This window comes from Streptomyces sp. NBC_00289, assembly GCF_041435115.1.
GTDB lineage: Bacteria > Actinomycetota > Actinomycetes > Streptomycetales > Streptomycetaceae > Streptomyces.
Genome location: NZ_CP108046.1, coordinates 9,032,105 through 9,045,003, shown reverse-complemented (window position 1 = coordinate 9,045,003; position 12,899 = coordinate 9,032,105). Strand labels below are relative to the sequence as shown.

Genomic DNA, 12,899 nt, shown 5'->3' with positions numbered 1-12,899 from the left:
AGGAACTCGTCAGGTTCTCACGGGGTGTTCGGCTTCCCCGCAGAGTACAGCCAGGTCTGGAACAGGCTGTCGAGGTCCTGGCCCGACTCGCGTTCGGCGAGGCGCACGAACTGCGCGGTCGTCCCGTGGCCGCCCCGGTGGGCGGTCGCCCAGGAGCGCAGGATGCGGTAGAACACCTGGTCGCCGACGGCCGTGCGCAGCTCGTGCAGGGCCATCGCGCCGCGCGCGTAGACCGGGGTGCCGAAGATGTTCGCGCCGCTGCCGGGGTCGCCGGGCGGGAACGCCCACAGGTCGTCGGCGGCCGGACGCGCGTAGAGCGCGTCGAAGGACTTCTGCGCGCTGTCGCCGCCGTGCTGCTCGCTGTAGAGCCACTCGGCGTAGGTCGCGAAGCCCTCGTTGAGCCAGATGTCCTTCCAGGAGGTGAGCGAGACGGAGTCGCCGAACCACTGGTGGGCGCTCTCGTGGACGAGGGTGCTCAGGTCGGGCGCCGAGTCGTAGACGGGACGCGTCTGGGTCTCCAGCGCGTACCCGACGTCCGGGGCCCGGTCCACGATCGAGCCGGCGGCGCGGAACGGGTAGGGCCCGAAGATCCTGCTCTCCCACTTCAGGACGGAGGGCAGCTTCTTCAGCACGGGGGCGGCGGCAGCCGCCTCCCGCGGGTCGACGGCGTTGTAGACCTGGACGCCGTCGGCCGTGGTGTACCGCTCGACCTTGAACTTCCCGACGGTCGCCGTGGCCAGGTAGGCGGCCATGGGTTCCCGCTGGCGCCAGCGGAACGTCGTCTCACCGTGCGCGGTCCTCGACCCGAGGTAGACGCCGTTGGCGACCGCGGTGCGTCCCTTGGGGACGGTGAGGGTGAAGTCGTACGACGACTTGTCCAGCGGGTGGTTGTTCGCCGGGAACCAGGTCATCGCGCCCTGCGGTTCACCGGCGACGAAGGCTCCGTCGTCGGTGGGGATCCAGCCGTCGAGCGAGCCGTCCGGGTCGGTGACCGGCTTGGGCGTGCCCTTGTACGTGACGGTGACCTTGAAGACCTGGCCCTTGTGCAGGGTGTGGCGCGGGGTGACGACGAGTTCCTGGCCCGAACGCCGGTACTCGGCGACGGTCCGGCCGACCTTGAGCCCGGTGATCTTCAGGCCCTTGAAGTCGAGGTCGAAGCGCGTCAGTTTCCGGGTGGCGCGGGCGGTGAGGACCGCCTTGCCGTCGAGGTGCCTGCTCGCCGGGTCGTAGTCGAGGGTCAGGCCGTAGTGCTCGACGTGGTAGCCGCCGTTGCCGGCGAGCGGGAAGTACGGGTCACCGACGCCGGAGGTGCCGATGGTGCCCGCCGCGGCGGGTCCGGCGGCCGCGAGCAGCGCCGCCAGGGCGACGGGGACGGTGACGATCACAGCCTCACGGCGGAGGACTGCGGTACGTCTGCGGGCCTGGGTCACATGCGCTCCTGGGTATGGGGGGTGGACAACCGCCTCAGCGTAGGGGCCGACCGGCTCGAAATCCCCCTCGAACAGGTCAAGTCGCGTCGCGTCGTCCGCCGTGCGCCGCCCTCTCCCGGCCCCGGCAGTACGCTCCCGGCACACCGCCGGTCCTCGCAGAAAGGCCCCGCCCGTGAACGTGCGCGTGCGTCGCGTCTACGAACCGCCCGAGCCGGACGACGGGGTGCGCGTCCTGGTCGACCGGCTGTGGCCACGCGGCCTGGCGAAGGACGCGGCGCGTGTCGACGAGTGGCCCAAGGCCCTCACGCCGTCGGCCGAGTTGCGCCGCTGGTACCACACGGGCGAGGGGTCCTACGAGGAGTTCGCCCGCCGCTACGAGGCGGAGTTGGCCGCCCCCGAGGCGGCCGAACCCCTGGACCGGCTGCGCGCGTTGACCGACGAGGGGGCCGTGACGCTGCTGACCTCCGTCAAGACGCCCGAGCGGAGTCACGCGTCGGTGCTGGCCCGTCTCCTGCGGGCGTGAGGAGACGGACCGCCCGGCACGGTCAGGCGATCTGCCGGGCCGCGGCCCGGCCGGCCGCCCGGCCGGAGAAGAGGCAGCCGCCGAGGAAGGTGCCCTCGAGCGCGTTGTAGCCGTGGACGCCGCCGCCACCGAAGCCGGCCACCTCGCCGGCCGCGTACAGGCCCTCGACGGGGTGCCCGTCGGCGCCCAGGGCGCGGGAGTCCAGGTCGGTCTGGATGCCGCCGAGCGTCTTGCGGGTGAGGACGTGCAGCTTGACGCCGATCAGCGGGCCGGCCGCCGGGTCGAGGATGCGGTGCGGGGTGGCGACCCGGCCGAGGCGGTCGCCGATGTAGCGGCGGGCGTTGCGGATGCCCTGGACCTGCGAGTCCTTGCTGTAGGCGTTGGCGATCTGCAGGTCGCGGGCCTCTATCTGGCGCCGCACCTCGGCCGCGTCGAGCAGCGGCTTGTCCGTCAACCCGTTCATCTTCTCGACGAGTTGCTCCAGGTCGGGGGCGGTCACGAAGTCCGCGCCCTTGCGCAGGAACGCGTCGACCGGTCCCGGCGCGCCCTTGCCGAGCACCCGCTCCTTGAGGAATCCCGCGCGGTCCTTGGCGGTGATGTCCGGGTTCTGCTCGGAGCCCGACAGGGCGAACTCCTTCTCGATGATCTTCTGGGTGAGGATGAACCACGAGTGGTCGTGGCCGGCGATGTCCTCGGTGGTGCGCAGGTGCTTCAGGGTGCCCAGCGTGTCGTAGCCGGGCAGGCAGGGGTCGGGCAGCCGGCGGCCCAGGGCGTCGAACCACAGCGAGGACGGGCCGGGCAGGATGCGGATGCCGTGGCCGGGCCAGATCGGGTCCCAGTTCTGCAGGCCCTCGGTGTAGTGCCACATGCGGTCGCGGTTGACCAGCCGCACGCCGGCGTCCGCGCTGATGTCCAGCATCCGCCCGTCGACGTACGCCGGGACGCCGGTGACCATCTCGGCGGGCGCGGTGCCCAGCCGCTCGGGCCAGTAGCGGCGGACGATGTCGTGGTTGGCGCCGATGCCGCCGGTGGTGACGACGACGGCCTGAGCGGTGAGCTCGAAGTCGCCGACGCGGTCGCGGTTGGAGGAGACGCCCCGTGCCGAGCCGTCCTCGGCCAGCAGGGTGCCGCGCACCCCGCGGGCCACGCCGCCCTCGACGACGAGTTCGTCGACCTGGTGGCGGTGGTGGAAGGTGAGCAGTCCGTCGCGCGCGGCCTGCTGGGCGTAGCCGACGAACGGCTCCACGACACCCGTGCCGGTGCCCCAGGCAACATGGAAGCGGGGTACGGAGTTGCCGTGTCCGTGCGCCCGCAGGTCGCCGCGCTCGGCCCAGCCGACCGTGGGCAGGAAGGAAATGCCGTGCCCGCTGAGCCAGGAGCGCTTCTCCCCCGCCGCGAACTCGACGTAGGCGCGTGCCCAGCGCACCGCCCACGCGTCCTCGTCGTCGACCCGGTCGAACTGGGCGCTGCCCCGCCAGTCGTTCCAGGCCAGGTCGAAGGAGTCCTTGATGCCGAGGCGGCGCTGTTCCGGGGTGTCGACGAGGAACAGTCCGCCGAAGGACCAGAACGCCTGTCCGCCGAGGTTGGCGGCGTTCTCCTGGTCCACCAGTGCGACCTTCCGGCCGCGGCTGGTCAGTTCGTGTGCGGCGACCAGACCCGCGAGGCCGGCTCCGACGACGATGACGTCCGCATCCATGGCGACCGTTCCCTTCTTCATCCGGGGTTGCCACTGCCGTCGGTCAGCAGCGCGGTGAGCAGCTGACCGAGCCAGGCGCGAGCGTGCTCGACGTCCTTGTCCAGCAGCAGTTGGGTGGTGACCCCGTCGTACGCGGCGACCACGGCGCGGGCGGCGCCGTCGACGTCGCCGAGGACGGCGGGCAGTTCGGTGTGGCCACGGGCCCGGGCGAGCCGGTCCGCGATCGCCTGTCGCAGCTTTTCCCGGTGCTCCAGCAGGGTCTGCGCCACGCCCGCGTCCCGGGCCGCGTGCACCAGGAAGTCCGTCTTGACCAGGAGCCAGTCCAGGTCGAGCAGGAGCACCTCGGTGACCCGGTCGACCGCGGCGGGCACGTCGAGTCCGGGACCGTCGAGGGCGAGAGCGTCGGCCACCTGCCGGGCGATCAGTTCGGCCCGGTCCCGGTAGAGGGCGAAGAACAGCTCGTCCAGGCTGTCGAAGTTGGAGTAGAAGGCGCCCCTGCTGTAGCCGGCGGCCTCGCAGACCTCCTCGATCGAGACGCGGCCGAAGCCCTTGGCCGCGAACACCTCGAACGCGGCGTCCAGCAGTCTGGCGCGGGTGTGGACGCGGCGCCTGGTCACGCGCCGGGCCGAGTCGTGCACCACCATCTGCCGTCCTCCCGTTCGATACGTGAATGTATCCGATACGCCAACGTATCCAAAGGTCCGGGGCGAGGGCAGTTCGGCCCGCCTCACGCATTCGACATGGAACAAACATTCGAATGAGGAGTACGCTGGCGTCATGACCAGGCACCTCCAGGGCTCCCTCTTCGACCAGACCGACGAGCTGCGGCTCGGCTCCCTCGACGGGACGCACCGGACCGGCCTCGGCCGCGGCGCCTGGATCGACGTACTGCCCGGGTGGCTCGGCGGCTCCGACGCGCTGTTCGAGCAGCTGGCCGCCGAGGTCCCGTGGCGGGCGGAGCGCCGCACGATGTACGACCACGTCGTCGACGTACCCCGGCTGCTCTCCTTCTACGGCGCGGACGACCCGCTGCCGCACCCCGTACTGGAGGAGGCACGCGAAGCGCTGTCGGCGCACTACGCCGAGGAACTGGGCGAACCGTTCACCACGGCCGGGCTGTGCTACTACCGGGACGGCCGCGACAGTGTGGCCTGGCACGGCGACCGGATCGGGCGGAGCGCGCGCCAGGACACGATGGTCGCGATCCTCTCCGTCGGCGCGCCCCGCGACCTGCTGCTGCGTCCCACGGGCGGCGGCGACACGGTCCGGCACCCGCTCGGACACGGCGACCTGATCGTGATGGGCGGCTCCTGCCAGCGGACCTGGGAGCACTCCGTCCCCAAGAGCACGCGCGCCGCGGGGCCGCGCATCAGCATCCAGTTCCGCCCGCACGGCGTGCGCTGAGACAGCAGGGCGGCTGCCTCGGGCGCGCGCGGGGGCTGCCTCCGGCGGACGGTGCCGGAGGCAGCCCTTCCTCGGCAACTTCCCGTTCGTCGTGCAGGGGGAGCCCTTCGAGACGGGGCACCTGTGGTTCGTCGTCCTCCTCCTCGCCTTCTGCCCGCTTCTCGCCCCGGTCGCGGCGCCCGTGGCGAAAGCGGCGCGGCGGGCCGGCGACGCGATGGCACGCCGGCCCGTCCTGCTCCTGCTGCCCGCCCTTCCGCTCGCCGCGATCGACGCGTTCCTCGGCATGGAGGAGAACTACGCGGGCTGGAACCGCTGGGCCTACCTGCTGTTCTTCGTCCACGGCTACGCACTGGCCGACGACGAGCGGATCCGCGCCGGGACGCGCCGCCTCGCCGTGCCGGTCGGCGTGCTCGGACTGATCCTGTTCGCGGGCACCGCGCCCGGGTTCACGGCCCTGGACGCCCCGTTCACGGAACGGACCGCGTTCGCCCTGTGCACACGCGCCCTGTTCGGGGCCGCCGGCTGGTGCTGGGTGATGGCGATCCTCGGGCTGCTCGACCGGTCCCGCGAACCGCACGGACCCCGTTCCCGCACCCCCGGGCCTCTCCTCGCCTGCTTCGCGGTCGCCACCCTGCCGCTCTACGTGCTGCACCAGCCGGTCGTGGTCGGCTTCGCGTACGCGGTGGTGGGGTGGTCCGCGCCCATGGCCGTCAAGTACGCGGTGATCGTGGCGGCGTCGCTCGCGGTGATCCTCCTGGTCCACGAGTACGCGGTGCGCCGGACGCCGGTCACCCGCTTCCTGTTCGGCATGCGACCGCACCCGCCGACCCCGCCCCGTTCCTGGTCTGCTTTGCTGGGTCCGTCGGGCTGGGACCTCACGAGTCGGGACGATCATGCAGACGGATGTGCGGCAAGTGGCCGACGGCACCTACCTGGTGCACGGCAGCAACACCAACTGGGTGATCCTCACCGAGGGCGACGCCGTCACGCTGGTCGACACCGGTTACCCGGGCGACCGGGAGCGGGTGCTCGCCTCCCTTGCGGCGGTGGGGAGTTCACCCGAGGCGGTTTCGGCCGTGCTCGTCACCCACGCCCACAACGACCACCTGGGCTCGGCCGAGTACCTGCGCGCCGCCTACGGCACGCCCGTGTACCTGCACGAGGCCGAAGTCCCGCACGCCCGGCGCGAGTTCCTGCACCAGGTCTCCGTCGGAACCGTCCTGAGGAACGGCTGGCGGCCCGGTGTGCTGCCGTGGGCGTTGCACGCGATCCGCTCGGGCGGCACGACCGAGGTCCCGGTGACCGCTCCCGAGCCCCTCCCCTCGGCCGGCCCGCTCGACCTGCCGGGCCGGCCCGTGCCGGTCCCCACACCCGGTCACACCGACGGGCACTGCGCGTTCCACCTCCCGGGCACCGGAGTGGTGATCTCGGGCGACGCCCTGGTCAGCGGCCACCCCACGTCCCGGACGAAGGGCCCGCAGCTGCTGCCCGACATGTTCCACCACGAGCGTGCCCGCGCGGTGGCCTCACTGACGGCGTTCGAGGACCTGGACGGCGACATCCTGCTGCCGGGGCACGGCCCCGTGCACCGGGGCTCCGTACGGGAGGCGGCGGCACTGGCCCGGGAGCGGGCCGTCTGAGAGCCGGCACAGGCTCTAAGGTCGGGCCATGGCCCTGCAGATCAACGCGACCAACCCGGAGCACCCGGCGCTCCTCCTCGAACTGCCCTGGCACCTCCCCCTCGAGGAGTGGCCCGAGGAGTACCTCGTCCCGCTGCCCCGCGGTATCTCCCGCCACGTGGTGCGCTACGCCCGCGCCGGCGACGAGGTGATCGCCGTCAAGGAGCTCGCCGAGCGGCCCGCGCTGCGCGAGTACGAGCTGCTGCGCGACCTGGACCGGCTCGGCATCCCCGCCGTCGACCCGCTGGCCGTGGTCACCGGCCGGGCCGCCGGCGACGGTGAGCCGCTGGAGCCGGTGCTGATCACCCGGCACCTGGGCGGCTCGATGCCGTACCGCTCGATGTTCGAGACGACCATGCGCCCGGCGACCATGCACCGTCTCATGGACGCCCTGGCCGTGCTCCTGGTCCGGCTGCACCTGGCCGGATTCGCCTGGGGCGACTGCTCGCTGTCCAACACCCTCTTCCGACGCGACGCGGGCGCGTACGCCGCCTATCTCGTGGACGCGGAGACCGGCGACCTGCATCCCCAGCTCAGCACCGGACAGCGCGAGTACGACCTCGACCTCGCCCGCGTGAACATCAGCGGCGAGCTCCTCGACCTGGAGGCGTCCGGGGCGCTGCACCCCTCGGTGGACCCCATCGAGTTCGGCACGGAGATCTGCGCACGCTACGGGGCCCTGTGGCAGGAACTGACCCGCGTCTCCGTCTACCCGGCCGGCAAGTACCACTACATCGAGCGCCGCATCCGGCGCCTCAACGAGCTCGGCTTCGACGTCGCCGAGATGCAGATCGAGCACTCGTCGAACGGCGACACCGTCACCTTCGTGCCAAAAGTCGTCGACGCGGGCCACCACCAGCGCCAGCTGCTGCGCCTGACCGGCCTGGACACCGAGGAGAACCAGGCCCGGCGGCTGCTGAACGACCTGGAGAGCTGGATGGCCACCCAGGACGACTACGCCCCGGGCGACCCTCTCGCGGCCCGCCCGGAGGTACTGGCCCACCGCTGGGTGCGGGACGTGTTCCGCCCCACCGTGCGCGCCGTGCCGCTGGAGCTGCGCGGCTCCATGGACTCGGCGGAGATCTACCACGAGCTCCTGGAGCACCGCTGGTACCTGTCGGAGCGGGCCCAGCACGACATCGCGCTCGACGCGGTCGTCGAGGACTACCTCCGGAACATCCTGCCCAAGGCGCGCGAGACGCTGGTGCCCACGACACCCGAGTGACCCGCTCGCGCGCGGCGGGTCAGCCGTGCGGAACCACGGCGACCGGGCAGCCCGCGTGGTGCAGCACGCCGTGCGCCACCGAACCGATCCGGGCTCCGACGGCGGTGCGGTGGGCGCGCCGGCCGACGACCATCAGCTGGGCCCGTCCGGCCAGCGACAGCAGCACCTGTCCGGCACTGCCCATCTCCACGTGCTCGACCACCGCGACGTCCGGGAAGCGCTCCCGCCACGGCCGCAACGCCTCCTCCAGCGCCTTCTTCTCGTACGGCTCCAGGCCGCCGGCCTCGTCGAGGAGCTTCAGGGAGCCCGGGCTGTAGGCGAACACCGGGGGCAGGGTCCAGGCCCGCACCGCCCGGACGGTCGCGCCCCGCGCGGCGGCCGTCTCGAAGGCGAACCGCAGGGCCTCGGCGCTATCGTCCGGCTCACCCTGCTGGCCGACGACGATCTCCCGGCCGGACGCCTCGGCGGCCGGCTCGTCCCCGGCCCGCACCAGGACGACGGGCCGGCCCGCCTCGGCGATCACCTGCTGTCCGACGGAGCCGAGCAGGAAACCGACGACCGGTCCGTGGCCGCGCGAGCCGAGCACCAGGACCTCCGCCTCCGCCGCCGCGGCGACCAGCGCCTCGACGGGGCTGCCCTCGAGGACGTCGGTGGAGACCTCGAGCCCGCGATGGTGTCCGGTGACGGTGCCTGCGGCCTCGGCCAGCATGTCCCGCACCCAACCGGCCTCCGTGTCCGGATCCGCCGCTCCGATCGCCTCGTACGGCTCGAACTGCCAGGCGTGCACCACCCGCAGCGCGAGCCCGCGGCGGACCGCCTCCCGGGCCGCCCAGGCCAGCGCGGCCAGGCTCTCCTCGGTTCCGTCGACCCCTGCCGTGATCCGGCGCGTCATGCGGTGCCCTCCCTGTAACGGTCACTTCGTACGGACCAGTCTTCACTACGCTGGAGACATGACCTTGGAGTGGGAGCAGCTTGTCGTGGACGCCGCCGACCCGCACGCCCTGGGGCGCTGGTGGGCCGAGGCGCTCGGGTGGGTGGTGGTGGGAGACCTCCCCGACGAGTTCGAGATCCGGCCCGCGCCGGACCGGCTGCCGGGCCTGCTGTTCGTACCCGTCCCGGAGGCGAAGACCGTCAAGAACCGCCTCCACCTCGACTTCCGGCCCGTCGACCAGGAGGCGGAGGTCGCCCGCCTGCTCGCCCTCGGCGCCCGCCGCGTGGACATCGGCCAGGGCGAGCAGCCCTGGGTGGTCCTCGCGGATCCCGAGGGCAACGAGTTCTGCGTGCTGAGGCCGCGCCGCGGCTGAGGCCCGGGCCCCCTCCGCCATGTCCGAGCGAAGCGGGACGATCGAACATACGATGGGCGGGAACCGGCGCGGTGGGGACGGGGACGCCGTGCCGAGCATCCGAACACTCGGGGTGGAGACGTATGGCACAGGCCGCGGACGCAGCGCGGACCGTCATCATGACCGTTGACGACGACCCGGGAGTCTCCCGTGCCGTCGCCCGGGACCTGCGGCGGCGCTACGGCGAGTCGTACCGGATCGTGCGCGCGGAGTCCGGCGAGTCCGCGCTGGAGGCGTTGCGCGAGCTCAAGCTGCGCGGCGATCTCGTGGCCGTGCTCCTGGCCGACTACCGGATGCCCCAGATGAACGGCATCGAGTTCCTCGAGCAGGCCCTGGACGTGTACCCGGGCGCGCGGCGGGTCCTGCTGACCGCGTACGCGGACACGAACGCGGCGATCGACGCGATCAACGTCGTCGACCTCGATCACTACCTGCTCAAGCCCTGGGACCCGCCCGAGGAGAAGCTCTACCCGGTCCTGGACGACCTGCTGGAGGCGTGGCGCGCCAGCGACCACCGGTCCGTGCCCAGCACGAAGGTGGTCGGGCACCGCTGGTCGGCGCGCTCCTCGGACGTACGGGAGTTCCTGGCCCGCAACCAGGTGCCGTACCGCTGGTACTCCGCCGACGAGCCGGAGGGCCGGCGGCTGCTGGCGGCCGCGGGAGCGGACGGGCAGCGGCTGCCGCTGGTGATCACTCCGGACGGCTCCCCCCTCGTCGAGCCGGAGGCACCCGAGCTGGCCGCCCGGGTGGGGCTGGCGACCACACCGACGGCCGACTTCTACGACCTGGTCGTCATCGGCGGCGGCCCGGCCGGACTCGGCGCGGCGGTGTACGGGGCGTCCGAGGGGCTGCGGACCGTGCTCGTGGAGCGGTCGGCGACGGGCGGGCAGGCGGGGCAGAGCTCGCGGATCGAGAACTACCTCGGCTTCCCGGACGGCGTCTCGGGCGCCCAGCTCACCGACCGGGCCCGGCGGCAGGCCGGGAAGTTCGGCGCCGAGATCCTCACCGCGCGCGAGGTGACCGGCCTGGAGGCCAACGGGGCGGCCCGCACCGTGCGCTTCTCCGACGGCTCGGCGATCGCCGCGCACAGCGTGATCCTGGCGACCGGCGTGTCCTACCGGCAGCTGGACGCGCCGGGCGCGGACGACCTGTCCGGCTGCGGGGTCTACTACGGCTCGGCGCTCACGGAGGCGGCCGCCTGCCAGGGCCACGACGTGTACATCGTGGGCGGCGCCAACTCCGCGGGGCAGGCGGCGATGTACCTGTCCAGGGGCGCCAAGTCGGTGACCCTGCTGGTGCGCGGGCCCTCGCTGGCCGCGTCGATGTCGCACTACCTGATCCAGCAGATCAGCGAGGCGCCCAACATCTCGGTGCGCTGCGGCACCGTGGTGGACGCCGTGCACGGCCCCGACCACCTGGAGCAGCTGACCCTGCGCGACGTGGAGAGCGGTCACACCGAACTCGTCGACGCGCAGTGGGTGTTCGTGTTCATCGGCGCGGCCCCGCTGACGGACTGGCTGGACGGCACGGTGCTGCGGGACGACAACGGGTTCATCCTCGCGGGGCCCGACCTCACCCCCGACGGACGACCTCCCGGGGACTGGGAGCTGGACCGGCCGCCGTACCACCTGGAGACCAACATTCCCGGCGTGTTCGTCGCGGGGGACGCCCGCGCGGAGTCCGCCAAGCGGGTCGCGTCCGCCGTCGGAGAGGGAGCCATGGCCGTGATGCTCGTCCACCGTTATCTGGAGCAGTCGTGAGCGGGCGGTGCGTGCCGTGCAGCCCGCAGGAGATCGGGGCGCTGTTCCTGTTCGAGAAGCTGTCCTCGGAGCAACTCGGCCGGCTGTGCAGCGAAGGGCGGGTGGAGCTGTTCGAGCCCGGGCCGGTCTATACCGAGGGTGAGCCCGCGACCTGCTTCTTCGTCATGATCGAGGGCACGGTCGTGCTGTCCCGCCGGGTCGGCGCCGACGACGTGGAGGTCTCCCGGACCTCCCAGAGCGGGGTGTACGCGGGGGCCATGCAGGCGTATCTCGGTGACCGGGTGCGGCAGGTCTACAACAACTCGATGCGGGTGACGGAACCGACCCGGTTCTTCGTGCTGCCCTCGGACATCTTCGCGAGCATCATGCAGGAGTGGTTCCCGATGGCGGTGCATCTGCTGGAGGGACTCTTCTTCGGTTCGAAGAGCACCCAGCGGGCCATCGGGCAGCGCGAACGGCTGCTGGCGCTCGGCTCCTTGTCGGCCGGCCTCACGCACGAGCTCAACAACCCCGCGGCGGCGGCCGTCCGGGCCACCGCCACCCTGCGGGAGCGGGTGGGCAAGATGCGGCACAAACTCGCCGTCATCTCCTCCGGCCCCTTCCCCCGGGAGGCGCTGGCCAACCTGATCGAGATCCAGGAACGCACCGCCGAACGCGTGGCGAAGGCACCCGTGCTGACCCCGCTGGAGGCCTCGGACCGGGAGGACGCGGTCGGCGACTGGCTCGACGACCACGACATCCCCGAGGGCTGGCGGATCGCCCCCACCTTCGTGCAGGCCGGGCTCGACCTGGACTGGCTGGACCAGGTCGCGGCGGCCGTGGACCCGGAGATCCTCCCGAGCGCCATCGGCTGGCTCAACTACACCGTCGAGACCGAGCTGTTGATGGACGAGATCGAGGACTCCACCACCCGCATCTCGCACCTCGTCGACGCCGCCAAGCAGTACTCCCAGCTCGACCGCGCCCCCTACCAGAACGCCGACGTCCACGATCTCCTCGACAGCACCCTGCTGATGCTCTCGGGCAAGACCGGATCACGGATCAAGGTCGTCAAGGAGTACGACCGCACGCTCCCGAAGATCCCGGCCTACCCGGCGGAGCTCAACCAGGTGTGGACTAACCTGATCGACAACGCGGTCTCCGCCATCAACAGCACCGACGGGGAAGGGACGTTGACCGTGCGGACGGCGCTCGTCGGCGAGCAGCTCCTGGTGGAGTTCCGCGACACCGGCCCCGGGGTGCCGGCGGAGATCCGCGGCCGGATCTTCGACCCCTTCTTCACCACCAAGCCGGTGGGCGAGGGCACCGGGCTGGGCCTGGACATCTCCTGGCGGATCGTCGTGAACAAGCACCACGGCACGCTCCAGGTCGAGTCCGAGCCGGGCGACACCCGGTTCCAGGTCCTCCTTCCCCTCACCGCAGCCGAGAACGACCCGCCCGAGGAGCCCGCATGACCAGCGACACCGGAATCGACCCGAGCGTCCCGCCGAGCGGCACCGGCTGCGTCGAGTGCGACGCGGACGGCGGGTGGTGGTTCCACCTGCGGCGCTGCGCGACCTGCGGCCACATCGGCTGTTGCGACTCCTCCCCCGCCAAGCACGCCACCGCCCACTTCGCGGCCACGGGTCATCCGGTGGTCCGCAGCTTCGAACCGGGCGAGGAATGGTTCTGGGACTACGCGACCTCCGAGATGTACGAGTCGGGCCCCGACCTCGCGCCGCCCGTCAGCCACCCCGCGGAGCAGCCGGCGCCGGGCCCGGCGGGACGGGTGCCGGCGGACTGGGCGCAGACTCTGCGCTGAGCCGGCCGGCGGGCCGGGCCCCTGGCCGCAGAACCGAT

At 72.3% G+C, this 12,899-nt stretch carries 13 protein-coding genes and 1 pseudogene; 9 read left to right on the top strand and 5 right to left on the bottom strand.

Features of this window, described 5'->3' with window-relative positions:
- Positions 1 to 17: 17 nt before the first annotated feature.
- Positions 18 to 1,430, bottom strand: a complete 1,413-nt coding sequence (locus tag OG985_RS40950) for a M1 family metallopeptidase (RefSeq protein ID WP_371673451.1) — start codon at positions 1,428 to 1,430, stop codon at positions 18 to 20.
- Between the two features lie 172 nt (positions 1,431 to 1,602).
- Between OG985_RS40950 and OG985_RS40945 the strand changes: the two genes are divergently transcribed.
- Positions 1,603 to 1,953 carry a DUF488 domain-containing protein gene (locus OG985_RS40945; RefSeq protein WP_371673450.1) on the top strand — a complete coding sequence of 117 codons (351 nt, stop codon included), beginning with the start codon at positions 1,603 to 1,605 and terminating at the stop codon, positions 1,951 to 1,953.
- A 22-nt stretch (positions 1,954 to 1,975) separates the two neighbouring features.
- Here OG985_RS40945 and OG985_RS40940 read toward each other — a convergent pair whose 3' ends face one another.
- Together OG985_RS40940 and OG985_RS40935 are read right to left on the bottom strand one after the other, a co-directional pair.
- Positions 1,976 to 3,649 carry an FAD-binding dehydrogenase gene (locus OG985_RS40940; protein ID WP_371673449.1) on the bottom strand — a complete coding sequence of 558 codons (1,674 nt, stop codon included), beginning with the start codon at positions 3,647 to 3,649 and terminating at the stop codon, positions 1,976 to 1,978.
- A 17-nt stretch (positions 3,650 to 3,666) separates the two neighbouring features.
- The gene (locus OG985_RS40935) at positions 3,667 to 4,293 is read right to left on the bottom strand and encodes a TetR/AcrR family transcriptional regulator (RefSeq protein ID WP_371673448.1); all 627 of its coding nucleotides are present in this window, start codon (positions 4,291 to 4,293) and stop codon (positions 3,667 to 3,669) included.
- A gap of 133 nt (positions 4,294 to 4,426) precedes the next feature.
- Between OG985_RS40935 and OG985_RS40930 the strand changes: the two genes are divergently transcribed.
- Together OG985_RS40930 and OG985_RS40925 are read left to right on the top strand one after the other, a co-directional pair.
- Entirely contained in the window at positions 4,427 to 5,053 is a 627-nt protein-coding gene (locus OG985_RS40930) for an alpha-ketoglutarate-dependent dioxygenase AlkB (protein ID WP_371673447.1), read from the top strand.
- Positions 5,054 to 5,144: 91 nt separating this feature from the next.
- Positions 5,145 to 5,753 (top strand): annotated as a pseudogene (locus OG985_RS40925) (acyltransferase family protein); the annotation flags it as partial.
- On the opposite strand, the gene OG985_RS40920 reads toward OG985_RS40925, so the two are convergent.
- The gene (locus OG985_RS40920) at positions 5,693 to 5,863 is read right to left on the bottom strand and encodes a hypothetical protein (protein ID WP_371673446.1); all 171 of its coding nucleotides are present in this window, start codon (positions 5,861 to 5,863) and stop codon (positions 5,693 to 5,695) included. The pseudogene OG985_RS40925 and the gene OG985_RS40920 overlap by 61 nt on opposite strands.
- Before the next feature lie 83 nt (positions 5,864 to 5,946).
- On the opposite strand from OG985_RS40920, the gene OG985_RS40915 reads away from it, so the two are divergent.
- Together OG985_RS40915 and OG985_RS40910 are read left to right on the top strand one after the other, a co-directional pair.
- Positions 5,947 to 6,693: an MBL fold metallo-hydrolase gene (locus OG985_RS40915; RefSeq protein WP_371673445.1), complete on the top strand. Its 747-nt coding sequence runs from the start codon at positions 5,947 to 5,949 to the stop codon at positions 6,691 to 6,693.
- A 28-nt stretch (positions 6,694 to 6,721) separates the two neighbouring features.
- On the top strand, positions 6,722 to 7,957 hold the full coding sequence (locus OG985_RS40910; RefSeq protein WP_371673444.1) for a DUF4032 domain-containing protein: 1,236 nt from the start codon (positions 6,722 to 6,724) through the stop codon (positions 7,955 to 7,957).
- A gap of 19 nt (positions 7,958 to 7,976) precedes the next feature.
- Here the strand turns inward: OG985_RS40910 and OG985_RS40905 are convergent, their stop codons facing one another.
- A complete protein-coding gene (locus OG985_RS40905; protein WP_371673443.1) occupies positions 7,977 to 8,849 on the bottom strand; it encodes a universal stress protein in 873 nt (290 codons plus the stop codon).
- A 58-nt stretch (positions 8,850 to 8,907) separates the two neighbouring features.
- Between OG985_RS40905 and OG985_RS40900 the strand changes: the two genes are divergently transcribed.
- The 4 genes from OG985_RS40900 (at position 8,908) to OG985_RS40885 (ending at position 12,861) form a co-directional block, all read left to right on the top strand.
- Positions 8,908 to 9,261, top strand: a complete 354-nt coding sequence (locus OG985_RS40900; RefSeq protein ID WP_371673442.1) for a VOC family protein — start codon at positions 8,908 to 8,910, stop codon at positions 9,259 to 9,261.
- Between the two features lie 122 nt (positions 9,262 to 9,383).
- Positions 9,384 to 11,060: an FAD-dependent oxidoreductase gene (locus OG985_RS40895; protein WP_371673441.1), complete on the top strand. Its 1,677-nt coding sequence runs from the start codon at positions 9,384 to 9,386 to the stop codon at positions 11,058 to 11,060.
- Positions 11,057 to 12,514 (top strand): ATP-binding protein, encoded by a 1,458-nt coding sequence (locus OG985_RS40890; protein WP_371673440.1) that lies wholly within the window; start codon positions 11,057 to 11,059, stop codon positions 12,512 to 12,514. Before OG985_RS40895 ends, OG985_RS40890 begins: the two co-directional genes overlap by 4 nt.
- Entirely contained in the window at positions 12,511 to 12,861 is a 351-nt protein-coding gene (locus OG985_RS40885) for a UBP-type zinc finger domain-containing protein (RefSeq protein ID WP_371673439.1), read from the top strand. Before OG985_RS40890 ends, OG985_RS40885 begins: the two co-directional genes overlap by 4 nt.
- Positions 12,862 to 12,899 lie beyond the last annotated feature (38 nt).